The organism is Mixta gaviniae (genome assembly GCF_002953195.1).
Taxonomy (GTDB): Bacteria; Pseudomonadota; Gammaproteobacteria; order Enterobacterales; family Enterobacteriaceae; genus Mixta; species Mixta gaviniae.
In genome coordinates this window covers 1169034-1192700 of the sequence record NZ_CP026377.1, presented here as the reverse complement: position 1 = coordinate 1192700, position 23667 = coordinate 1169034, and the positions used below count along the sequence as shown (strand labels likewise).

11 protein-coding genes are annotated in these 23667 nt (G+C 60.4%); 3 read left to right on the top strand and 8 right to left on the bottom strand.

The genetic code is table 11. The annotated features are described in order from the left end of the window. Positions 1–296: 296 nt before the first annotated feature. Positions 297–1814, bottom strand: a complete 1518-nt coding sequence (norR, locus tag C2E15_RS05435; RefSeq protein WP_104956462.1) for a nitric oxide reductase transcriptional regulator NorR — start codon at positions 1812–1814, stop codon at positions 297–299. Between the two features lie 155 nt (positions 1815–1969). Between norR and norV the strand changes: the two genes are divergently transcribed. Genes norV through tehB form a run of 3 tightly spaced genes read left to right on the top strand, consistent with a single transcriptional unit; the run spans position 1970 to position 5455 of the window. After that, positions 1970–3442, top strand: a complete 1473-nt coding sequence (norV, locus tag C2E15_RS05430; protein ID WP_104956461.1) for an anaerobic nitric oxide reductase flavorubredoxin — start codon at positions 1970–1972, stop codon at positions 3440–3442. A 4-nt stretch (positions 3443–3446) separates the two neighbouring features. Continuing rightward, positions 3447–4577, top strand: coding sequence for an NADH:flavorubredoxin reductase NorW (gene norW / locus C2E15_RS05425; protein WP_104956460.1), 1131 nt, complete (start codon positions 3447–3449; stop codon positions 4575–4577). A 14-nt stretch (positions 4578–4591) separates the two neighbouring features. Then, the gene (gene tehB / locus C2E15_RS05420; RefSeq protein WP_104956459.1) at positions 4592–5455 is read left to right on the top strand and encodes an SAM-dependent methyltransferase TehB; all 864 of its coding nucleotides are present in this window, start codon (positions 4592–4594) and stop codon (positions 5453–5455) included. 80 nt (positions 5456–5535) lie between these two features. On the opposite strand, the gene C2E15_RS21965 is transcribed toward tehB, so the two are convergent. The 7 genes from C2E15_RS21965 to C2E15_RS05385 form a co-directional block, all read right to left on the bottom strand. Continuing rightward, the gene (locus C2E15_RS21965) at positions 5536–6981 is read right to left on the bottom strand and encodes a hypothetical protein (protein ID WP_425438029.1); all 1446 of its coding nucleotides are present in this window, start codon (positions 6979–6981) and stop codon (positions 5536–5538) included. Then, positions 6978–8675: an Hsp70 family protein gene (locus C2E15_RS05410; protein ID WP_104956458.1), complete on the bottom strand. Its 1698-nt coding sequence runs from the start codon at positions 8673–8675 to the stop codon at positions 6978–6980. The genes C2E15_RS21965 and C2E15_RS05410 overlap by 4 nt, the downstream gene beginning before the upstream one ends. 286 nt (positions 8676–8961) lie before the next feature. Further along, complete coding sequence (locus C2E15_RS21600; RefSeq protein ID WP_167391835.1) at positions 8962–9105, bottom strand: hypothetical protein; 144 nt, start codon at positions 9103–9105, stop codon at positions 8962–8964. A gap of 72 nt (positions 9106–9177) precedes the next feature. After that, positions 9178–9564 (bottom strand): contact-dependent growth inhibition system immunity protein, encoded by a 387-nt coding sequence (locus C2E15_RS05400; protein WP_104956457.1) that lies wholly within the window; start codon positions 9562–9564, stop codon positions 9178–9180. Between the two features lie 61 nt (positions 9565–9625). Then, positions 9626–9988: a DUF596 domain-containing protein gene (locus C2E15_RS05395; RefSeq protein ID WP_104956456.1), complete on the bottom strand. Its 363-nt coding sequence runs from the start codon at positions 9986–9988 to the stop codon at positions 9626–9628. Beyond that, on the bottom strand, positions 9985–21960 hold the full coding sequence (locus C2E15_RS05390) for a hemagglutinin repeat-containing protein (RefSeq protein ID WP_104956455.1): 11976 nt from the start codon (positions 21958–21960) through the stop codon (positions 9985–9987). The genes C2E15_RS05395 and C2E15_RS05390 overlap by 4 nt, the downstream gene beginning before the upstream one ends. Before the next feature lie 12 nt (positions 21961–21972). Beyond that, positions 21973–23643, bottom strand: a complete 1671-nt coding sequence (locus tag C2E15_RS05385) for a ShlB/FhaC/HecB family hemolysin secretion/activation protein (RefSeq protein WP_425438028.1) — start codon at positions 23641–23643, stop codon at positions 21973–21975. Positions 23644–23667 lie beyond the last annotated feature (24 nt).

Sequence of the window (23667 nt, the reverse complement as noted above, 5' to 3'; positions counted from 1 at the left end):
GTTTTTATTGCGACAGTGTTGATCTCCCGACCAGGCCATAAACACGCCGACGCCATATATCGTCAACGGAGCGTAATCCGCATCGTTAATAACAAATTTTCCATGTAGCGGCACAGGTGCATCCTTGCATTGCAGTTCGTCCTCTGAATGCCCAAATAATACCCATACTGACGCCGACGTAAAGTTAATTTTTACATATTTTTCAATAAGTTAAATGATTGCGTAACGGCACCGCGTTATCTTTTCCCCTAACAAACCGCACGGCGGAAAGGCCGTGCCGACGCCGCCTTATCTCTCTATTTCAACTCCAGCCGACGCGCCAGACGGTGCAGGTTGCCCGCATCCATCTCCAGGCGACGCGCGCAGGCGGCCCAGTTATTATCGCTGGCCTGCAGGGCGCGCAGGATATACTGGCGCTGGAAATCGCGCGTGGCGTCCTGCAAATTCTGCTGCGGCACTGCCTCGGTGGGCGGTGGCGCCTCCGCCGCTTCCGCGCCGTTATCCAGCGAAAAATGATGCGGCATCAGCAAAATATCGCCGGCGCGCGCGTCCGCCTGCGCCACGATGGTGGCGCGATAGATCGCATGCTCCAGCTCACGGATATTACCCGGCCATGGGTAGCGGCTCAGCATGGCGCGCGCCGCCGCGCTCAGGGCGATATGCTGCAGGCCGAACTTCACCCGGCATTTTTCGCAGAAGTAGCCCGCCAGCAGAATGATATCCTCGCCGCGATCGCGCAGCGCCGGCACCTGTAACGGAAAAACGCTGAGGCGATGGTAGAGATCGGCGCGGAACACCCCATCCGCCACCGCCTGGCGCAGATCGCGGTTGGTGGCCGCCAGAATGCGCACGTCCACCTTCAGAGGCCTGTCCTCCCCTACCCGCTGCAGATCGCCATACTGCAACACGCGCAGCAGTTTTGCCTGCAACGCCAGCGGCAGCTCGCCGATCTCATCAAGAAACAGCGTGCCGTTGTCGGCCATCTCAAACTTGCCGGTGCGATCGTGAACCGCGCCGGTGAACGCCCCTTTAACATGGCCGAACAGTTCACTCTCCGCCACCGTCTCCGGCAGCGCCGCGCAGTTAAGGTAGATCAGCGGGCTGGCGGCGCGCGCCGACTGGCGATGCAGCGCCTGTGCCACCAGCTCTTTGCCCACGCCGGTTTCACCGGCGATCAGCACGTTAAGATCGGTCGGCGCCACCACCGCGATCTCTTTCTTCAGCTGCTGCATCGGCGCGGAATCGCCGATCATTTCGCTCTCTTCCGTCTCGCTGCGGCGCGGGCCGCCCAGCGTCAGCACACTGCCCGGCTGCTCCAGCTGCTCCAGCAGCAACGCGTTATTCAGCGCGCTGCCGACCAGCGTCGCCACCACGCGCAGCTCTTCGTCGCTGTAGTCGTCAAACTGGCTGGCGTTCATGCCGTCCAGCGTCAGCGCGCCGATCAGGTTCTGCCCGGAAAAGAGCGGCAGCCCGACGCAGGCGTGAACATGCAGCTCTTGCTGGTCGGGGATCAGCCCGTCGTAAGGGTCGGGCAGGCTGCTGTCGGCGGGAAAACGCACCACGTCACCGGCGCGCGCGATCGCCTCCAGCCGTGGATGCGCCTCGATTTTAAAGCGCCGCCCCATGACATCCGGCGCCAGCCCCGCCGTCGCCAGCGGACGAAAATGCTGCGCCTCATAGCGCAGCAGCGCGGTAGCGTCGCACTGCAACAGATGATGAATGCTGCCGATCATGCGGTTAAAGCGATCGGGACGTGAAAGGCCGTTCTGGATCTCAACCGCCAGCGCGGCCAGGTTCTCTACGGATATCGTCATGCTGTCGTTTCCACAATACATTGTCAAAATAACAATAGCTATTAATTGTCATTAAGACAACCTTCAAAAATAAAAACCTTTAAAATCAATTAAATAAAAGTTGGCACAGCGCATGCAATAACAGGATAACTTTATGAACCTGTTAAGGAACCAAGATGAGCATTCACGTTAAGAACAATATTACCTGGGTGGGCCAACGCGACTGGGAAGTACGTGACTTTCATGGTACCGAATATAAAACGTTGAAAGGCAGCAGCTACAACAGCTACCTGATCCGTGAAGGGAAGAACGTGCTGATCGATACCGTTGACCATAAATTCAGCCGTGATTTTGTGATGAACCTGATGCAGGAGATCGATCTCGATAAGATCGATTACATCATCATCAACCATGCGGAAGAGGATCATGCCGGCGCGCTCACCGAGCTGATGGCGCGCATTCCTGACACGCCGATCTACTGCACCGAAAACGCCATCGATTCGATTAACGGCCACCACCACCATCCGGAATGGAACTTCCACGTGGTGAAAACCGGCGACACGCTCGATATCGGCAACGGCAAAAAGCTGATCTTCGTGGAAACGCCGATGCTGCACTGGCCGGACAGTATGATGACCTACATGACCGACGATGCGGTGCTATTCAGCAACGACGCCTTCGGCCAGCACTATTGCGACGAGCATCTGTTTAATGACGAAGTGGATCAGGCGGAGCTGTTTGAACAGTGCCAACGCTACTACGCCAATATCCTGACGCCATTCAGCCGCCTGGTCACGCCGAAAATTACTGAAATCCTCGGCTTCAATCTGCCGGTCAGCATGATCGCTACCTCACACGGCGTAGTCTGGCGCGACAACCCGACGCAGATTGTCGAGCTGTATCTGAAATGGGCGGCGGACTATCAGGAAGATCGCATCACCATCCTGTACGACACCATGTCCAACAACACCCGCATGATGGCCGATGCTATCGCGCAGGGCATTACCGAAGTCGACCCGCGTGTGGCGGTGAAAATCTTCAACGTGGCGCGCAGCGACAAAAACGAAATCCTGACCAATGTTTTCCGCTCCAAAGGCGTGCTGGTGGGCACCTCCACCATGAACAACGTGATGATGCCGAAAATCGCCGGCCTGGTAGAAGAGATGACCGGCCTGCGCTTCCGCAACAAACGCGCCAGCGCCTTCGGCTCGCACGGCTGGAGCGGCGGCGCGGTCGATCGCCTCTCCACCCGTCTGCAGGACGCGGGCTTCGAGATGTCGCTCAGCCTGAAAACCAAATGGCGTCCGGACGGCAACGCGCTGGAAGCGTGCCGCGAGCATGGCCGCAGCATCGCCCGCCAGTGGGCACTGTCGCCGCTGCCGCAGAAAGCCGCGCAGCCGGAAGCGGCCGTTGCGCCTGCCGCCGCGCTCGATGTGGCGGTTAGCGCCGCGCCGGAAAGCGCCGCCGCCGCAGCGGGCGATACCGGGCAGAAGATGATCTGCAGCGTCTGCCTGTGGGTTTATGACCCGGCGACCGGCGAAGATTCTCAGGATGTGGCGCCGGGCACCGCCTGGGCGGATGTGCCGGAAGATTTCCTCTGCCCGGAATGCGGCATGGGCAAAGACGTTTTCGACCCCTATGAGGGCTAATGCTATGTCTGAGATCGTGATTATCGGCTCCGGCTTTGCCGCCCGACAGCTAATTAAGAACCTGCGTCAGCAGAATCAAGAGGTGCCTATCCGCCTGATCGCCGCCGACAGCTGCGATGAATATCACAAGCCGGAACTGAGCCACGTCTTTTCGCTGGGCCAGCGGGCCGATGATTTGACCCGCGTGACCGCCGCCGAGTACGCGGAGAAAAACAACGTGATGCTGCACCCGCATACGCGGGTGACGCGCATCGATGCCGCCGCGCACCGCATTGAGACCACGGCGGGCGACTTTACCTTCGGCAAACTGGTACTGGCCACCGGCGCGGAAGCGCTGGTGCCGCCGGTCAGCGGCAGCGAGCTGATGTACACCCTGAACAGCCAGCAGGAGTATCGCCGCTGCGAAGAGAGCCTGCAGGACGCGAAGCGTGTGCTGCTGATCGGCGGCGGGCTGATCGGCACCGAGCTGGCGATGGATCTCAACCGCGCCGGCAAACAGGTCACGCTGGTGGATCGCAGCGGCAGCCTGCTCTCGGCGCTGATGCCGCCGGAGATCAGCGGCCGCCTGCAGCATCGTCTGACGCAGGCGGGCGTGGAGATGCGCTTTAATTGCGAGCTTTCCGCACTGGCGCGCCATCACGATACGCTGGTCGCCACGCTGAGCAATGGCCAGCAGATCGCCTGCGACGCGGCGGTCTGCGCCATCGGCCTGCGTCCGAATATCGCGCTGGCGCAGCAGGCGGGGCTGGCGACGCGGCGCGGCATCGTAGTGGACGATCGCCTGACCACCTCGCATCCCGATATTTTCGCGCTCGGCGACTGCGCCGAGATTCAGGGCAAGCTGATGCCTTACCTGCAGCCGGCGCAGCTGGCGGCGATGACGCTGGCGAAAAACCTCACTGGCAATAGCACCCGCCTGAGCCTACCGGCGATGTTGGTCAGGATCAAAACGCCCGACCTGCCGCTGCACCTGGCCGGCAGCGCCGGCGACGCCGATCTGAACTGGGAAATGCAGTTCAGCAGCGCGGGCATCGTGGCGAAAGGGCTGGACGCCGCCGGACAGCTAAAAGCGTTCGTGGTCAGTGAAGATCATATGAAGCAGGCGCTTCCCTTGCTGAAACAGCTCACCCGTTAATCACGGAGTAAAGTATGACTGACCTGATGTGTTATCAAACGCTGCCTCTATGGGACAGCGCCACGCTGCCGCCGCTCTGGCGCGATCCTTACCGCACCGAGCCAGGCTGCTGGGCGCAGCCGAAAGTGTATAAAGGCACGCTCGATCTCGCCCTGCTTACCGAGCGCGGCGAGACGGTGGAGACGCTAACGCTCAACGCTGCGTCGCAGCCGCCGCGCCTGGCACCGCAGCAGTGGCATCGCGTCACCGCCTTCAGCCCGGACGTGGAGTGCCAGCTGGCGCTCTACTGCAAGCCGGAGGATTACTACCACAAGCGCTATCAGCTGACGCCGACCCATTCGGAAGTGGTGGAGGCGGCGGAACACATTGCGCCGGGCCGCGCGCTGGATCTCGGCTGCGGCAACGGCCGTAACGTCCTGTATCTGCAGCAGCGCGGCTTCGATGTCGAGGGCTGGGATAAAAACAGCGACAGTCTGAGCAGCCTGCAGCAGATCATCAACACCGAGGCGCTGGCGCATATCCGCCTGCGCCAGTGCGATCTCAATCAGGTCACCATTGAACAGCAGTACGATTTTATTCTGTCGACCGTAGTGATGATGTTTTTGCAGCCGGAGACCATTCCGGGCCTGATTGCTCAGATGCAGCAGGCAACCGCGCCGGGCGGCCATAATCTGATCGTCGCGGCGATGAGTACGCCAGACTATCCCTGCCCGATGCCGTTCCCGTTTACCTTTAGCCGCAGCGAGCTGCTCGGCTATTACGACGGCTGGGATATTCTGAAGTACAACGAGAACCCCGGCGCGCTGCACAAGACCGATGCCCAGGGCAACCGCATTAAGCTGCGCTTCGCCACCCTGCTGGCACGCAGACCGCGTTAAGCGATGTGAGTAAAAAAGCAAAAGCCCGGCGTAAAGCCGGGCTTTTTTATAACGGCCACGCAGACGTTTAACGCGCGCCGTTAGCCATACAAGCCGGCAGCGAGATTCAGTAGCGCATCCAGCAACAGGCAGCAGAAGATGGCATAAACGGCGATAAGCGGATAGCTCACCAGGCTAAAATCCAGCGTTGCCAGCAGGCGCCAGGGGCTGCTGAACAGCTGCGCGACGGCGATGCCCGGACGTCGAAGGCCGGGTGCCTGTTTCGACCAGACTGACCAGAGAACCAGCCCTTCAATCAGCATGATAAACAGTGGCGTCATGCCGGAAAAGCCTTCTCCTTTCGCGGCGCTGTGGTTAATGGTCAGCACCAGCACGCCAACCAACAAAGCCGCTAACAACGCCACCGACACCAGGCAATCCAGCAGGATAAATATCCCCATCAGCCACGGCCTGCGCTGTAGCGCCATCAGGATCAGATCGCTGAGGAAGAGGTAATAGACGACAAGCGCGAACGCGATCGGCCCGACTGGCAAGCCCGGCGGCGAGCCGGAGAGCGCCAGAGGAAAGATCGCAGCCCAGAACGCCAGCAGAAACAGGCCCTGCCAGCTCAACGCACAGCGGCGCGCGCGAATAAACTCAAGCATCGCAGGATTAAACCGCTGCACCAGCTCAGGAAAGGTGACGTAAAGCGCATTGACCTGCTGCGTCATTTTCGTGATAAGCCCCGGTCCCAGACGCACCCAGAACGGCGCGGCGGCGCGATCGCCGCACAGCAGCCCCAGCGCCAGACGCGTGGAGAGATCGCCGTGCAGCGATTCATTTTTCACCTCATGCCATGCCCGCTCTCGCTCGGTGGCGCGAATTTGCGCATAAAGCGCTTCCTGCAGCGCTTCCGGCACCAGATAGCTGCTGCTGTATTGATCCAGGCCCCACTGTAACGCCTCGCTGACTTTTTCCACCAGCCACGCTGTTAACCCCGGCTGCTCCGCCAGCGCCGCAGCCAGATCCTGATGAAACTGCTGCTGTTGTATCAGGCTGCCTGCACAACTTACCCGCTGCAAAAGCGCCTCAAGCGCAGTAAGTTTTCCGTTACCTTCGTTCACCAGCCCGGCGGCCAGCGCCTGCATCTCTTCCGGGGTATAAACCGGCGCGGGCAGCGGCGAGAAAGCAGCAGGCGCGACGCGATCTTGATCGCTGGCGACGTCAAACCCGGGGTTTACGGATGGATAGGCCGCCTCCGTGCTGTTTGCTTCAGACAGCTGGCCGTCCGCCGCCTCAACGGGCAGGATGTTATCGGGGAAGGCGTCAGCCTCAACGGGCAGGGTGTTATCGGGGAAGGCGTCAGCCTCAACGGGCTGAGGCGTGCCGGCGCTGCTTTTCGCCCACTCAAACGCCTCGCGCAGCCGCTGATACCCTTCCGGATCGCTGTCCGGGCGGCAGGTTTTCAGCTGGCGCGCATAGGCGCGACGGATCGCGGTTTCATCGCCGGTGGGCTCGATGCCCAAAATCTGCCAGCTGTTCATCACAATAATGTCTCATCAAAAGACGCCAGCGCTTCGCAAACCTTCTGGCGTACGTCCGCGATACGTCGTTCATCCTGGCTGTCGAGCGCCTGCTCGAAGACGCTCATAACGTTATCGATCCAGGCGCGCTCCTCACCCAGCAGCCGCTCAAACAGACGCGAGCCGCGCAGCAGCAGATCGCGGTTTTCCTGACGATCGCGCGGGTGACGCTTAAGGTCGTTCAGCTTTTGCAGGCTCTGCTCGATTTGCGCCGCCGTCATCTGCCCCGGCACCTTCTCGATCACCAACCGGGAGCGGTTCGGGCTATCGAGCTGCTGACATTCGATCTCCAGCAGGCCATCCAGCGTATAGGTAAAACGAATCTCCAGCGCAACCTCGCCTGCCCTGCGCGGCGGTACTTCAATGTTCATCTCGCCAAGATAGACATTATCTTTTACCCGTCGCCCTTCGCCCTGATAAATTTTCAGCAGCACGCAGGTTTGATTATCGGCCACGGTGCTGACCGTTTTGCTTTTGCTGACCGGCAGCCAGGTGTTGCGCTCAATCAGCGGCAGAAAAAAGCCGCTCTCCAGCCCGCCGGGGCTCTCTTTTGCCGTTTCCACGCCAAGCGAAAACGGCATCACATCGGTGAGAATAACATCTTCGATCGCCGCATCTTTCATCACCATGCCCGCCTGTACCCCGGCGCCCAGCGCGACCGCTTCATCGGGGTGCAGGTCGTGACGGGGGAAGCGGCCAAACAGGCGCGCCACCGCCTGGCGTACCAGCGGCATGCGCGTCGCGCCGCCGACCAGCAGCACATGATCGAGATCCTGTAGCGAGAAGCGCGCATCGTGCAGCGCCTGCATGACCGGCTGCTGCAGGCGGGCGATCAGCGGCTGGCAGCAGCGGCCAAGCTGCTCCTCATCCAGCGTCCAGCGCCAGGTTTGTGCCTGCCATAACAGCTCGACGCTGGCTTGCGGTGCCTGGCTCAGGGCACGCTTCAGCCGGCCGGCCTGCTCCAGCAAGGCAGGCTTCACCGCCGGCAACGCCGCTTTTAAATCTGGCTGCTGATTAAGCATCCACTGACAGATCGCCTCGTTAAAATCATCGCCGCCCAGCTGCACATCGCCGCTACTGGCGCGCACTTCAACCACGCCTTCAAACATATCGATAACCGAGACGTCGAAGGTGCCGCCGCCTAAATCGAAAGTGAGGTATTTTTGCTCGCGGTTTTCCAGCAGCCCGAACGCCAGCGAGGCGGCCGTCGGCTCATTTAACAGACGCCGCACGTTAAGGCCCGCCAGTTCGCCGGCGGTTTTCACCGCGCGCCGCTGCACGTCATTAAAGTAGGCGGGGACGGTAATCACCGCGTCTTCGATACGCTGACCGAGCCAGCTTTGCGCATCTTCTTTCAGCTGACGCAATAAAATGGCGGAGAGTTCTTCGGCACGGAAGGTTTGATGGCCCAGCGTCAGCGTCACTTCAGTGCCCATATAGCGTTTGAAGCTGGCCTGCGTCAGATGAGGATGGGTGCTGAGACGATCGAGCGCCGGCTGACCGGTCAGCAGATTGCCCTCGTCATCCAGCCCGACCACAGAAGGGGTTAACACGCTGCCGAATTTGTTGGCGATAAGCTGCGCTTGCCCATCGCGCCATAGCGCGACCGCGCTGTTGGTGGTGCCCAGATCGATGCCGATTACCTGCCTGGCTGTCATACGTTCTCCCTGTAGAGGCATCCTGCCTGGCCCGGCCGGGTTCAGCTGGCCGCGCGGCGCAGAGCCTTGAATGAGTAACCTGATTAAGGGGTTTATCGTCGTATTGTATCGGATCTTTAGGTGCCTGGATCTTATCAGCGCCTTCGCAAGGCCGAACAGGTTTCAGGGGCAGGCGGCGGCCTGATCCATGCGGCACTCATTTTTTTAACTTTTACAACGGCTGAGGGCCAGACATAAACCCGCACCAATTTCAGCAGATGGCTATCCGTTGATAAAATAACATCCTCTATGCCATCACCTTCAGTTCTTCCCCATCCTCATAGCGCGACGGAGAGAAGGTGATAACGTTATCCAGCAGGGGAATACCACGTTTTTTCATATCGTTGAAAAAGGCGCGTTTGGTTTGATAGCCACACGTTTCAATCTGCATGGTTATCCAGCCCGCGTATTGCGCCTTCTCTTATTCAGGGTCAAAAATGCTACGCGTTCCTCAGTGAAGTCGTTATATGAATATCTTATTTATTTTTTCAATGTCTTTTATTAAATCATTATCAATGTTTGATGACGTAACCTCATTAAGAAGTTGCTTTATTTCGATGAAAACATCCTTATGATCTTTTATATCCTTTTCTTTTATCATCGATAAGGCGGAAATTAATTCACCATCATAATACTCACCAGCCAGAGGGTCTGCAGTCAATACTGCCATTACTCTCGGTATCAACAAGTCAATATATAAGCCCTGCCGGATAGCGCGACACAGGTCTTTTACAGACAGATCCTTAATGGGGATATCGGCAACCTGTTTGAACCATACATCAAGCGAAGAGGCTTCCTTTGACTCGCTCGGGGCATTGATGTTGCCTGCCAGTTTTCGAAAGGTTGTCATATTTAGCCTCTTTTAATGCTGATGTATTTATAAACATAAAATTAATTGCCACATTGTAATTTCACGTCCAAATTTCCTGACCTTCTGACGTTATCCAGACAATGCCGCCGGGCGCTTTAGCTAAAAACCACATGCCTATCTCATCTAAATCGTCCATTTCATCGTCAGAAGGATAAGGCGGCCAGCTATCTTTAAACCTTTGGATTTGCTCGCTTATCGTTCCTTCAAAAAAGATATCGTTACTGGCCAGCTTTACATGCCCCTCTCTCATTAACTCCTCTAACACCTTAAAAAATGTTTCTTTTCTTACCTCATAGGGTTCATTCATGTTCTTCATATAATTAGAAAGGTGCTGCCACATTGTGCCCATTGATAAGCCAAAGGCGCTTTCCAATATTGAACTGTAAATTTTACCCTGCATCATTTAAATTTCAACTCCACTCGATTCCCCTTGTTTATATCGGGATGTTTAACATCAATGGTCCACCTGGCATTAGTTTGTGAGGTTGAATTAGAAAAATCTCTAAGTGTCACATTGTTTCCAGCATTTGGACCCTCCGTAACTTTGACTGAATAGATTGTTCCTTTCCCGGGTATAACTACAGCCTTAGGCATAGTATCTACACCGGATAGTTGTTTAAAATAGCTCATAACATCGGCATCTGTTGTATCTTTAAATACAGGAGCGCCTATGCTGACTTCAGGATCTGTTCTTAGTGTTTTCCCATTAACTGAAACTGTAAAGTCTTTAGGGTGAATATTTTTATTATTGTACATGGCAGCTAAACTATCCATCTCAGCTTTTGCTAGCTGTTGTAGGTTTTTCGTACCACTTCCGCCTGTTCCTGTAGACAGATTTGCATTCGACGAAAGGTTATTACCTGCTGTCGAGAGATTTACATTCCCTACCCCTGCCATCGCCAGTGCATCGTTGTTGCCTTTTGTACTGGCCGCAATATTTTGTTTAAACTCGTCATACTTCGAAAGGACCGTTTTTAGCGTTGCGGCTGCACTGCTGATAGCACCTTTATTAACTTCTGGTCCTTTCAGACCATACAATATCCCGGCAACATCCGCTGCCTGATTGATATTGATAGCCAGGGCAAACTTATCCTTCGCTTCCTGATAGCTGACATTTTTTGATTTCGCGTAACCCTCTATTGCGAAATCCCATTTATTAGCGGTGGTATTCGCCACTATCTGGCTGACTTTAGCGTAGTCCTCTCTGTTCAGCTCTTTGTAGGTCAGCTGGCCCAGATAACCGTTATAACTCCCTTTCAGCCCCTGCATCAGGGCATTCGCATCCTGACAGGCGTCTGATGTTTTCCCCTGTGAGCATGCATCCTGAGCATACTTATCAATTTCAGCATCAAGTCGGATCAGCTGTTCGTGTCTCGCCTCCAGTTCAGCCACTTCTTCAGGCGTTCTTGGGTGAAGGGCAAGGCCAGTTTTTGACAGCGCCAGTTCAATGCTGTTTTTTTCCTGAGCGTCTTCACCGCTCAGCGAGTTATTCTCAACGGCGTTCTTCCCGGCCTGCGCGCCGGCGGTCGCCGCTACCGTGCTGTTGCCCGCCAGTCCGCCCGCCAGACCCGCCGCCAGCGTACTCATCATGCTGACTTCCTGACGCTGCTGCTCGCTCAGCGCGGCAATCTTTTCCTTAGTGTCCGCGCCGAAGCGATACTGCGCAATATAGCGCGCCGCCAGCTCGCCGCTGAAGGCGCCCGCCGCGCCCGCCGCCGCGTTGCCGCCCGCCATCTGCGCTGCTACCGCGCCCCACACCGCGTGCGCCATGGCGTTGGCCGCCACGTTCACGTTGCCGTTCGCGTCAGTGGTCTCTTTTTTGATGAGCTGTGCCGCCCACGGATTGAGGCCGCCAGCCGCCGCCTGCGCCGCGTTGCCGCCCGCCAGCCCGGTCAGGATGCCGCTTACCGACTGCGTTACCATCTGCCACTTGCCGCCGGTGCCGAAATCGCGCTGCGCCGCTTTATAGGCGTCGCTGTCGCGAAGCTCTGTCGCTGAGCCCTTGACGCCTGCGCCCTTCGCCGCTTCCAGCCCCTGAATATCGCCATAAGTCTGGACGATATTGCTCATCTGACCGGCGATTTCACCCGCCATCTGCGCCATCTGTAGCCGCTTCTGCTCTTTCTCTTTGTCGAAGATCGGGCTGATGCTGCCGTTGGCGTGTTCAGTATCGCGGCTCAGGTCCGCCAGGTTCTGCTGCTGCTGTTCCTGATTACGGATGGTGATGGTGCCGTCGGCCACCGCCGACTGCGTGGTGCCTTCCGCATGGCCGCTGCCGCCCAGCCCCGCCAACAGCATACCGGCGGTGTTAGAAAGCGCGTTAGAGAGCAACTGCCCGCCCAGCGGACCGCCGCTGGAGAGTCCGGCGCTGATGCCGCTGTGGCTGACCTTGTAATCCGCCGCGTTGTCGATATCGCTGAAGCCCAGTGTGCCGGTATCAAGATGGTTTTTACCGGCCTCCGCCGTGGAGGCGATCACCGCGCCATTGAGCTGCGTATGGTTGCCGGTGGTGATGTCAAAGCCCTCTTTACCGGCGAAGATGCCGCTCTGCTCCTGCACGCTGTCATAGCGGCTGCGCATTTTATCCTGGCTGATGCTGACGTAACCCGATACCGGCATGGTGCCGATGCCATAGCTACCGCCCGCCCCAAAGCTGGTCTGCTTCGAGTCGTAGCGATCATTGTCCTGCTGGCTGCTGATGGTCAGATCGCGACCGACATCGGCCGTGACTTTATTGCCGCTCACCTGTGCGCCGGTCAGCGTGAGATCGCGTCCGCTGTTCAGGGTAACGTTGCCGCCGCTGTCGAGCGTGGTTTCGTTCCAGTGCGTGCCCTCGCCGTTATCCTTGCCTTTCGCGCCGTTGACGTTGGCGAAGATGCTCATATTGGCGCCGCCGCTGCCCACGCCGATGCTGACACCCACCCCGCCGCCGCTGCTGCTGTTTTTACCGCTGGATTCCTGGGTGCTGGCCGCGCCGGTTAACAGGATATCGCGCGTGGCGTTCAGCGTGCTGTCGCCAGCGGCTTTTATCTGGCTGCCGCCGATCAGAATATCGCCGCTGTGCGCGCCGTTGCCGTTGCCATTGGCCGTGATGGTCAGATCTTTACCGGCGTTCAGCGTGGAGCCGTTAACCGTATCAGAAGTCTGATGCTGCTGCGATTTCGATTTCTGGGTACTCAGCGAGATGCTGACGCCCACCACGTTCGCCGGCTCGCCGCTGACTGCGGACTGCTGCGCGGTCAGCGCCGCCTGCGCGCCGGAGAGCGCGGTCTTGGTCGCCTGCAGCGCCACCAGTCGGCCGTCGCTTTCGCTTTTCGCCGTCTGCGCGGTCGCCACCGCGCTGTTAACCGCATCGCCTACCGCGCCGGAGAGCGCCAGCGTCAGGCCGCTGGTTTTCTGTTCGAAAATCTCATCGCGGGTACGCTTATCATGCCCCGGCTCGATCACCACCGCATCGCCGCTAACGGAGAGGTTTTGATCCGCCACCAGATCGGCGCCGCCGATATGTGTCAGGCCGCCCGACGCCAGGCTGACGTTGCCGCCGGTGCTGCCAACGGTGCTGATGCTCTGGCTTTGCGTGGTGCCCTTTTCGCGCAGGTCGTGAACCGATTTGCTGCTGCCGATGGTGAAGCCGATGCCGCCGCTGCCCATCAGGCCGCTCTTTTTCGTCTCTTTAAAGCGCCAGCTGGAATCGCTGTTGGTTGCGGCGACGATATCCATATCGTGCCCGGCTTTCAGCGCGACGTCGCCGTCGCCCACCACCTGCGATCCTTTCACCAGCAGGTCGTTGCCCGCCGTCACCGCCACGTTGTTGCCGCTCAGCAGCGTGCCCGCTTCACGCGTGGCGCTGTCTTCCTCAATGGTGTGCGTGGTTTTCTTCTTCAGGAAACCTTTTTTGGTTTTGGTTTCCTCTTTGTAGTGATAGTCGCTTTCGGTAGCGGTGTTCAGGTTCACGTTGTTACCGGCGGTGACCGCGATATCCTGCTGCGCGGTGACCTGGGTCGCAGCGCTGTTCAGGTCGCGTCCGGCCTGCAGCGTGGTGTTGCCGCCGCTGGCAATTTCGGTGCCCTGCTGGCGCACATGCTCGTTAATCTCCTGCTTTTTGCCTGCCTTGTAGCTGTCGCCGGTGCGTGTCTCTTCCGCCTGTAGATTGATATCGCGTCCCGCCTGCAGGCCGACATCACCTTCCGCCGCCAGCGCTGCCGCCTGGCTGTTGAGATCGCGTCCCGCCGCCAGCGTCAAATCGCCGCCGCTGGAGAGGGTGGTGCGATCCACGCCGGAGGTGTGAGTTTCAGCTTTGCCGCTGCGGCTGTTCTGCTGCGTGTCTGCGGCGTTGAGGTTCAGATCGTTGCCCGCCAGAAGCGCCGCGCTGCCGCCCGCTTTCGCCGTGCTGGCGGTCAATGTCAGATCGTGACCCGCCTGTACCACCAGCGCGCCGCCCGCTGAAAGCGTGCTGCCCTGATGGCTGATGCTGGAGGTGCTGCCGTTTTTAACCAGACTGCCCGACCGACTTTCCGCCTGGTTGATGTCGTTGGCGGCCACGTTGATATTATTGCCCGCGTTCAGCAGCAGGCCGCCGCCAGCGGTGACATCCGCGCCTTTCACGGTAATATCGTTGCCCGCCGTCAGGCTCAGGGCATCAAGCGATTTAATCGCGGCCGTGGTGCCCAGCGTCGTCTGGGTAAAGCCAATGCGCGCCCAGCGGTTACCGGTATCAATATCGGTCTGTTTCGAGGCGGTGAGATTATTGATGCTGCCATCAAGGCTCTCCAGCGCCACTTTTTTGCCACTGATGGTGGAGCTGACGTTGTTGATGTCGTTCAGCGCGCTGAGCTGCAGATCGCCGCCCGCATTGATCAGTCCCTGATTGAGGTTGCTGAGGCTGTTCTGGCTATCGAGCGTAAGGTTGTTCTGCGCCGTCAGCGTACTGCCGCTGTTGGTGATGCTGCCCGCTTCGAGTTTCACGTTATTCCCGGCGATGACGCTGCCGTTGTTCATCGTGACGTCTTTCGGCGACAGATAGACTTTCGGCACCATCACCGTTTCGCCGTTAACGTTGGCCGCTTCCCACCAGATAATGCTGTGGTCAAGGCCCGCCACCTGATCGGCGGTGAGCGAGACGCCAAACTGCAGCCCCAGCGACTGCTGCGCGGCGGCGGCGTTATCCATCAGATAGCGCATCTGCTCAAGATCGGAGCCGATGCCGTTGAGATAGCGGCTGCCGGTCTGATTGATCACCGTGTTGCTGACGTAGCGGGTATCAAACGCCGCATCGCCGAGGAAACGGTAGTCGTAATCGGGATGTACATTCAGCCTGTCGAGCAGGTAAGAAGAGCCTAAAAACGCTTTCTCATCGGTAAACTGGGTGCGCGTCTCCTGCGGCGCGGCGGTTACCGGCTGTTTGCCCAGCAGCTGATAAAGATCGCCATACAGGCTCTGATCCAGCTGGCCCAGCCCGTTAAGTTTCGGGTTGATGGTGATCAGATAACGACTGCCCGGATCGCTGGAGGGCACAAAATAGCCGTTGTCGCCGCTCGGCAGCGGATAGGCGCTGGTGTCTACGTGAGTGCCCTGCCAGCTGTGCAGTTTTTCACTGTCAGATTCTACCGGGGCAAGCTGCGCGGCCTGCGCTAATGTCAGCTTCCCTTTATGGCCGTTGGCATACTGACCGAGCGCGGTGCCTGCGGCAGCGCCGTTATCCAGCCCGCCGCCGCCGTTGATCTGCTGCAGCGCATTCTGCAGCCGATCGCGCCACTGCGGGGAGCCAACGCTGACGTTCGCTACCGGCGTCAGCGCCTGCGTCGCCTGCGCCTGAAGTGGGGAAAGCGTGTTCAATCGACTCAGCGCCGGCGCGGGCAGGCTTGAGGTTACGCCAGGCAGATAAGCATTGGTGTCGCCGTTGCTGATATTGTTGGTGAAGTTAGCGCTAATATCGCCACCGGCCTGAATAACGCCGCGATAAATATTGCCGCTGCCGACGGTTTCATAAGTCGGCGCGCCGTCAAGCGTATAGGTAATGCTGCTTGACTTAGGGGCGCCGCTGTTGCCGCTAACCGTGGGCCTGGGCGGATTTTTTACGCCAGGAGCGTAACGGTAGGTGTAATACTCGGTGGTGGTGCCTTCCGTCCAGGTTTTATTGTTCAGGTTGTCGCCCGACAGCGCGATATTGCGCCCTGCCAGGATCGTCGAAGCGAAGTTATCCAGATTATTGGTCTGACCGTTCAGATCGCGCCCTGAGGAAATTCGCGCCTGATTACCACCGGGGTTGACCGTCACCCGTTTGACGCTGACCGGCACTTTCTGCACGTCGGCTTTAGCATAAGGGGCATAGTGCGCAACCTGTTCATACCAGTCGTCGCCATGTCCGTGGTAACGCTGCCCCTCGGTATAATAGATGCCGTAGCTACCGCTCGGTAGCCACGAAACCGGAATAGCGACCGTAGTGGCGCCCGTAGCCCAGGCAGGCTTATCAGATGCGGTCGGCTGCTCATCAACGCTAAAACCCGCCCGTTCATTCAACAGATGCCCGGTTTTCACCGTGATATCGCCGTTCTGCGTCTCGATGGTGCCGGAGGTATTCACCACCTCGGCGTTGGCGTTACCCGCCGCGTCGCGCTGCATCCACAGGCTGTTGCCGGCCAGCACATCGCCCTGCTGGTTTTTAATGCTGTTGGCGTAAAGGTAAAGGTTGTTCGCCGCGTAGAGCAGCGCAGTGTTAACGATACTGCCCGGCGCGCTGAGCGTCAGATTGCCGAGGGTGCCGGTAAAGCCATCGAGGGCGATGTCGCTGCGGCTGTTCAGGCTGATATTGCCGCCGCCCTGCAGCGTGCCGCTGCCGTTCATTGCGATGCGGCCGCCGCTCAGCGCGCTGTCGCCATTGCCGCTGGTCAGCTGGCCGTTGTTGACCAGCGCGCCACCCGCGTCAAGTGTCAGGCCCTGCCCCTGCAGGGTGCCCTGGTTTTGCAGATCGCCGTTGCTGCCGACGCTCAGCCGGTTGCCGGCGGCCATCGTGCCATTATTGGTAAAGCCGTTGATCAATCTCAGCGTCGCGTCGCCCAGCGCCACCACCTGGCCGAATTGATCGAAACCGTTGCTGTTCAGCACCAGATTGCCGCCGCTGAACAGCCTGCCCGCCGCCTGCTGGCTGACCTGCGCGGCAGTGACGTTCAGCTGGCTGTTGCCCAGCAGCGTACCGCCATTGTTGAGCTGCTGATAGTTGACGGTCAGGTTATTGCCCTGCGCGCTGCCCTGGTTGACCAGGCTGTTGCCGGTCAGCGTGCCCTGCTGCTGCGCCAGCAGCGTGCCGGTATTGGCGGCGTTGGCCGCGTTAACCGTCAGCTGCGTCGCCTGCAGCCAGCCGCCGTTGGTCAGCTGCGGCGTGTTCAGCGTCAGCGCGCCGCCGGAAAGCAGCCTGCCCGTATTGTTCGCCAGCCCGGTCGCGTTGATGCCGGTGGTCCCGCCGCCCTGAATCAGCCCGTAGTTGTACAACTCTGGCGTGGTGAGCGTCAGCGCGTTCTGGCTGACCAGCGTGCCGTTAGCCGCATTGGTTAAGCGCCCGTTCAGCGTCAGCAGCAGGTTACGATCGCCCTGCAGTCGGCCGCTGTTATCCAGCGCGCCGCTGGTCACTTCCAGCTCGCCGCCCTGAATGCGTCCGGCGTTATTCAGCGACGCCGCCTGCAGAGAGAGCTTGCCCGCCGTCAGCAGGGTTTTATCCTGCGCCTGCGTCAGCGCGCCGTTAAGATTAACCGTCAGGCCGTCGACGCCGCTGACGTCGCCGCCGTTGTTCAGCGTGTCGCCGCGCAGCGTCAGGTTTTTCGCAATCCACTGCCCCTGGTTAGTCAACGTGCGCGCCTGCAGCGCCGCCGCGCCGTTGGCGCTGATTTTGCTGCCCGCAGCGGAATCCAGCCGGTCGGCAAGCGTCAGCTGCAGCCCGTCGGCGCTCTGGATCGCGCCGTTGTTGCTCAGCCGTTGCGCGTTCAGCAGGATTTGCTGCCCCTGCCAGCTGCCGTTGTTGGTGACGGTATCGCCGTTCACCGTCAGCACGCCCTGCGTCAGCATGGCGCCGTCGTTGGTCAGCGTGCGCGCCGGCGCGGCGAGCGCCATCAGCATCATGCGTCCCATCGCCGTCGGCTGCGCCGTCAGCGTCAGGGCATGCAGCCCAATCAGGCTGCCCTTGTTAGTCACCTGCGCGGGAGCGATGGTCAGGCTGCTGCCCTGCACCGCACCGCTGTTATTCAGCGCGCCGCCGCGCAGCGTCATATCGCCGTCGCTGAGCAGGCTGCCGCCGTTGGTGAGCGTCTGCGCGCTAAGCTGTGCCGCCCCCTGGCTGAGTAGGTCGCCGTGGTTGGTCAGCTCACCCGCCACGCTGGCGGTTAGCCCGCCGCTGGCGAGCAGCGAGCCCTGATGCTGCCAGCGGTCGGCGTCAATCTGCGTCTGGCCGCCCTGTAAGGTGCCGTCACTGTTAAGGCTGTCGGCGCTGAGCGTCAACAGGCCGCCGCTCAGCGTACGGCTGCCGGCGGCGGTGGTCAGACTGTCGCCCTGGGCATCCAGCAGCGAGCTGCCCTGCCACAGCCCATTATTGCTGAGCTGGCTGCCGCGCAGCGTCAGGCCGTCGGCGATAATCTTACCGCCGTTAAGCAGAGTGCCGGCACTGAGGCTGGCGTCGCCCCGGCTCTGCAGGCTGCCGCCGTTGTTTAGCTGGTCGCGCACCGTACCGGTCAGCCCGGCAAGGCCGGTCATCGCGCCCTGGTTGATCAGCGTGCCGGCGTCGAACGCCAGTCGGTCGCCCTGCAGCGCGCCGTCGTTCGTTAACCGTTCGCCATGCAGATCCAGCTGGCCGCCGCTCAGCAGCGTGCCGCCGCGTTGGTTATCCAGCTGCTGCGCGGTAGCCTCAAGGCGATCGTCGCCCTGCGCCGCGCCCTGGTTGTGTAGGGTATCAGCGGTTAAGGTCAGATCGCGCGCGGCGATCGCTCCGCTGTTGTCCAGCGTCTGCGCGTTGAGCGTTGCCTGCTGCTGCGCCAGCAGCTCGCCGCTGTTGTTCAGCCGGTCGCCCATATGCAAGGTCATGCTGTCGGCGGTGATTTTGCCGCCGTTGTTCAGCTGACGCGCGGTGAGATCCAGCGCGCCATTTATCTGCAGCAGGCCGTCGTTGTCGAGCTGGTCCGGCGTCAGCGTCAGTGGGCCGCCGCTCAGGATGTTGCCGCTGCGCTGATTGGCAATCTGCGCGTTAGCCAGCGTCAGCGCGCTGTTGCCCTGAATCAGGCCGCCGTTGGTCAGCTGCGGCGCGGTCAGGCTGAGGCGATCCGCCGCCAGCGTACCCTGGTTGAGCATCGTCGCCGCCTGCAGCGCCAGTGATTTCTCGCTGGTCAGGCTACCGTGGTTAATCAGCGCGTCGCCAATCTGCGCCTCCGCGCCGGAAGCGCCGTGTGCGCTGCCGTCATTCTGCAGACGTTGTGCGTTCAGCTGTAGCGTGTCGCCCTGCAGCGCGCCCTGGTTATCGATTTGCGTTGCGGCGTTCAGGCCCAGCGCGCCCGCGCTCAGCATCTGGCCGCCCTGGCGGTTGGCAAGCCGATCGCCGCTGGCGCTCAGCCGGTCGCTGCCCTGAATCAGGCCGCTGTTAATCAGATCGCCCTGTAAGGTGAGCGCCTGCGCCACCAGCCAGCCGCTGTTATCTATCTGGCCGGCGTGCAGGTCAATGCCCTGCTGGCCGACGATTTTGCCACTGTTGCTTAGGGTTGCCGCCTGCAGATCGGCTGCGCCGTTGCTCAGCGCGCTGCCGCTGTTTTGCCAGTCGCCCGTCTTCAGCGACAGTCGCTCGCCCTGCAGGCTGCCCTGGTTATTAATGGCGTTGTGCAGCAGCAGCAGCTGGCCGCCGCTCAGCAGCGCGCCGCGGTTCTCCAGCCGGTCGCCGGAAAGGGTCAGATCCTGGTTGCCCTGCAGCGTGCCGCCGTTGCGCAGCGCGTCGGCGCGCGCGCTCAGCGTATCGGCCGCTACTTCGCCATCGTTGATAAGCTGCTGATGCTGAAGCTGCATGCCGTGCTGCGCCAGCAGGCGTCCGCCCTGCTGGTTCTCCAGCTGAGTCTGACGGGCGTCGAGATCGGCGGCGTTGATTTCGCCGCTGTTGGTCAGCCGGTCGCCGCTCAGGTGCAGCGCCGCGTCGCTTTTAATCAGGCCGCGGTTGTTCAGCTGTGGCAGGTCGAGAGTAACATCGCCGGCGGAGGCGATAGCGCCGCCGCTCAGGTTATCCAGTTGGTCGGCGTTCAGGCTCAGCGCGCGGCTGCCCTGAATCAGGCCGCTGTTAGTCAGCTGCGGGCTGTTTAGCGACAGCTGCGGCGCGGTCAGCGATCCGCTGTTAAACAGATCGTGGCTGGCGAGGCTTAGCGTATCGCCGCCGCTTATCGCACCGCCGTTCTCCAGCCGCCCGGCGACATTCATGCGCGCCGCGCCTTTGGCGCTCAGGGTGCCGCTGTTGCTCAACCGGTCGGCGCGGATATCGCTCAGCGCGCCGCCGAACAGCTCGCCGCTGTTGGCGAAATCGGCGGCGTCGGCGGTCAGGCTATCGCCCTGCGCCGTGCCGCTGTTGGTCAGCGTATCGGCGTGCAGCTTCAGCGCCCGGCTGCCCTGCAGCAGGCCGCTGTTGGTCAACTGTCCGCTGTTCAGCGACAGCTGCGGAGCGAGCAGCGAACCGCTGTTGAGCAGATCGCCGCTGGCGAGATCCAGCGTCTCACCGCCGCTGATGTCGCCCCGGTTATCCAGCGGCCCGACGACGTTCAGCCGCGCTGCGCCTTTGGCGCTCAGCGTGCCGCTGTTGGTCAGCCGGTCGGCGCGGATATCGCTCAGCGCACCGCCGATCAGTTTGCCGCTGTTGGTGAAAGCGGTTGCGGCCGCCGTGATGCTGCTACCGTTCAGCTCGCCGCTGTTGCTCAGCGTGTCGCCTGTTAACGTCAGGCTGTCGCCCGTCAGCGTGCCGCTGTTGGTCAGGGTGTCGCTGGTGGCGGCCAGGCTCGCGCCCGCCATTGTGCCGCTGTTGGTCAGCGTATCGGCGGTAACGTTTAGCGTGCGGCTGCCCTGTATCTGTCCACGGTTATCCAGCGCGGCGGCGTTAACGGTTTGATCGCCTTTTGCCAGCAGCGCGCCGCTGTTCTTTACCTGCGCGGCGCTGAGGCTAAGGTTGCCGCCCGCCGTCAGTTGGCCGGCGTTGTCGAGCCGGCGCTGCGCCGTCAGCGCGATATCGCCACCGGCGTCGGCGCGGCTGGCTTTGTCCGCGCCGATCTGCGCGCCGCTGAGCTGAATACTTTTGCCTGCGGTCAGCTTGCTGCCGTTCAGCGTCAGCTGGCCGTTGCCCTGCACGGCGATGGCGTCATCGCTGACCAGCGCGCCGGCGTTCAGCGTGACATCCTGTTTGCCTTTCAGCGTGACCGCCCCGCCCGCTTTGTGATCGCCATTCAGGACAAGGCTTTCGCCCTGCGCCGAGAGCGCGCCGCTGGTCAGGCTGTTTTTCAGCGTCAGCTTGCCGTTGGCGTCCAGCACCATATCGCCCTGACGCGCGTTAAGGTTGCCGAGGTTGACGCCCACCCCTTTTTCACTGGAAACCAGATGGATACGGTTAGCGTACATGCCGCCCAGCGCGCCGGTGTCAACCGCCACGCCCGGCGCGGCACCTTCGCCCGCAACAGGCGTCGCCGCGCCATTTTTATCGACGCGGTTCGCTCCGGCGATCACCTGCAAATCTTTGGCATGCACTGCGGCGTTGATTTCAGTGGCGCGCGAAATAATCGACAGCGCGTCGCTCTGGCTGGCGTCCAGCCCCTGCCCTTCAATCGTGATGGTGCCTTTGCTGACCGTCAGCGCCTGCAGGTTGCCCTGCGCATCCAGCGTCGGTTTGCCGGTGGTTAACGTGGCATTGGGGGTATTGATAAAGCCGCAGCCGTTACAGGTGATGCCGTAGGGGTTGGCCACCATGACATTGGCTGCCTTGCCCGCCACTTCGGTATAGCCCTGCAGCTGCGTGCGGTTGGCGCCGGTGACCTCGTTGATGATCGCCTTCGCCTCGCGGCCCGCTTTCAGGTTGGGGTTGTTCTGGATAAGCCCGCCCAGCTGCGTCTGATTAAGCTGTCCGGTGGCGTTATTGAGGATCAGCCCCTCTTTGCCGACGTTATAGTTCTGATACTGGTTATGAGAAAGCCCCGCCTGGTTGGGCGTGGCGATATTGATCACCGGAACGCCGTTAGCGGCTTTATCCAGCTGGGTGCCCTTGCTCACCGGCGTGATTTGCGCCGCCAGCGCGGGCAGCAATGGCTGCCAGGCGACCAGGGCGCAGACCAGATAGCTCAGCAGTCGTTGGGAAAGACGAACAGGTTGTTGTTGATTGTCCATAATCGCTGCCTCTTAAAATACGATTGCTATCCGGTAGTTGATGGTGAGCCGATCCGGCCCCAGCCAGTCGGGGTAGCTGACCGGCATGCCAAGGGTAAAGGCGGTGGAAACATAGCGACCGCGGCTGCCCAGCCCGACAGCGCCGCCCCACAGCGTGCCGGCGGCCCACGGGTCCTGCGCGTCTTTCTGCAGCCAGCCGCCGTCCAGCGCCAGCGTAGCGTCGATCTGGCCGATAAGCGGCAGCGTGGTCAGGGTGTAGTTGAGTTCGTTGCGCCAGTAGCCGCCGTTGTCGCCGGAAAGATACTGCTCTTTAAAACCGCGTACCGATCCGTCGCCGCCCAACGTCAGGCGCTCGCTGCCGTAGAGCCGGTCGGGCGACCACTGGCCATAGGCGCTGGTCAGCCACCAGAGATCCTGGGTAAGCGGCCGCTGGAAACTGGCGCTCAGGCTCCATTTACGGAATTCCGCCTTCGGCAGATCGCCACGTTTGCCGGCGTCATGTTCGGCGTCGAACCACGGCATGCCGCGGCTGAAAACCGGGTTCAGCGTGGCGACGCCGCCCGCCATTTTTTGCGTGTGGTTAATGCCAAACTGAACGCTGGTAAGGCGACGGCTGCTGCTGCGCAGTAAGGTATCGTTAAGCCAGTTATGGCTGGTGTGCTGGCTAAGGCCCGCCATTACGCCGGTTTTGATATCGCCGTTGCGAAACAGCACCCAGGAAGCGTTCAGACGATGGGACTGGCTGTCGCCGTGCGAAAGCCAGTTGAAGCCGTTGTTATCGATGGTGCTGCGATAGTCGCTCCAGCTGTAGCTGTAATCCAGCAGGCCGTAGCCATAGGGTACGCTGACGCCCGCCTGGAAATTTTGCGCATCGCGCGCGTGGGAAAAGGCACTGCTGCGGCCGCCGCCGATAAACCATTTGTCCGCCAGGCCCAGCAGGTTGTTGGCGGTCAGGGAGCCGTTAAGCTGCCCGACACCGGTGCTTTTCTGCCCGCTATTATCAAAGCCCAGCGCAGTGGTCAGCGGAAATTCCGGCGTGGCGGTTAAATTGACAATGGAGTAGCCGGGATTATCGCCGGGCTGGATCTCAATCTGCACCGGACGGGCGCGCAGCCGATTGATTTGCTCCATGCCCTGTTCAATATCGCGCAGGTTCAGCACGCGCCCGATCAGGCCGGGAAACGCCATACGCAGCTGACGCGCCGATGCGCCCTGCAGATGTATCGCCTGCAGTTTCCCTTCCAGCACGATAATATGCAGCTGGCCATCGGCAAGGCTCTGTTCGGTAATAAACGCCCGGCTGGTAATGTAGCCGCGGCTGATATACCACTGGGAAATATCGCGCGTTATCTGATTAATTTGCGCAATGCCGAGACAGCGGCCAGAATAAGGCGCTGAAAGACGCTGTTTATCGCGTTCGCTCAGCAGCGTGGCCTGGTCAATGGTGATGTGCGTGACGGTGACGCAACCGCCCTGCTCGCCGGCGGGCGTTGGGCTGGCGGGAAGCCGCGTATCGACGCTGCGCTGCAGCTCGTCACGCTGCTGCTGGTTCTGTTCCAGCCGCTGCTGCTGCTCAAGCTGAACCTGATTGCGATCCGCCGGCGAAAGCGGCGCGGCCTCTGCCTGATACCCCAGCAGCAGCGCCGCCAGCAGCAGATACTTCCCTGTCTGTGCCATCATCATGAGTCAATTATTTGAATAAGATTA

Bases quoted from the DNA above. Each gene is read 5' to 3' on its own strand.
- C2E15_RS05390 (WP_104956455.1), bottom strand. From the start codon at position 21,960: ATGGACAATCAACAACAACCTGTTCGTCTTTCCCAACGACTGCTGAGC.
- C2E15_RS05385 (WP_425438028.1), bottom strand. From the start codon at position 23,643: ATGATGATGGCACAGACAGGGAAGTATCTGCTGCTGGCGGCGCTGCTG.
- norV (WP_104956461.1), top strand. From the start codon at position 1,970: ATGAGCATTCACGTTAAGAACAATATTACCTGGGTGGGCCAACGCGAC.
- C2E15_RS05400 (WP_104956457.1), bottom strand. From the start codon at position 9,564: ATGACAACCTTTCGAAAACTGGCAGGCAACATCAATGCCCCGAGCGAG.
- tehB (WP_104956459.1), top strand. From the start codon at position 4,592: ATGACTGACCTGATGTGTTATCAAACGCTGCCTCTATGGGACAGCGCC.
- norR (WP_104956462.1), bottom strand. From the start codon at position 1,814: ATGACGATATCCGTAGAGAACCTGGCCGCGCTGGCGGTTGAGATCCAG.
- norW (WP_104956460.1), top strand. From the start codon at position 3,447: ATGTCTGAGATCGTGATTATCGGCTCCGGCTTTGCCGCCCGACAGCTA.
- C2E15_RS05410 (WP_104956458.1), bottom strand. From the start codon at position 8,675: ATGACAGCCAGGCAGGTAATCGGCATCGATCTGGGCACCACCAACAGC.
- C2E15_RS05395 (WP_104956456.1), bottom strand. From the start codon at position 9,988: ATGATGCAGGGTAAAATTTACAGTTCAATATTGGAAAGCGCCTTTGGC.
- C2E15_RS21600 (WP_167391835.1), bottom strand. From the start codon at position 9,105: ATGCAGATTGAAACGTGTGGCTATCAAACCAAACGCGCCTTTTTCAAC.